At 41.8% G+C, this 498-nt stretch carries 1 protein-coding gene; it reads right to left on the bottom strand.

What is annotated here, in order from left to right:
• Positions 1 to 498, bottom strand: a 498-nt coding sequence (locus ADF68_RS11100) for a hypothetical protein (RefSeq protein ID WP_049549347.1), incomplete at both ends; no start/stop codon positions are given.

Raw genomic sequence — 498 nt, 5'->3', positions numbered from 1 at the left:
ACCTGTCTTAGGATCTTGTTCAACATCTACTGTTGGTGTCTTACGAGCTGGTGTTGTTACATCTACTGGTTGTGATGGTTTCTTATTAGGTTCGGTTACTGTTCCTGTACCTGGGACATCTTTCTTAGGAAGTTTGTCATTTGGTACTTCACCTGAACCATTGTCACCAATTGTAACTTCGATTGGTGTGTTGTTTTCACCTGGAATCACTACCTTGCTGCCTGATGGGTATGTTGAACCATCTGGTTTCTTAGGCGTTACAATCGCATCACCATTTGGTTTGCGTGTGATTTCAATCTCACTTGGTGTTTCAGTTGTTGGAGTATTTGGTGTTACCTTACCTGGTGTTGTTACTGGAACTTCAACAGCTGGTTTACCTGGTTCTGTAATCTTACCTGTACCTGGGACATCTTTCTTAGGAAGGTTGTCATTTGATACTTTACCTTTACCATCTTCACCAATTGTAACAGTGATTGGGTTTCCATCTTCACCTGGGAT

Origin of the sequence: Streptococcus pseudopneumoniae (genome assembly GCF_001068775.1) — a bacterium.
GTDB lineage: Bacteria > Bacillota > Bacilli > Lactobacillales > Streptococcaceae > Streptococcus > Streptococcus pseudopneumoniae_N.
Note: the sequence above shows the minus strand (reverse complement) of the source record. Positions and strands in the feature narration are given on the sequence as shown.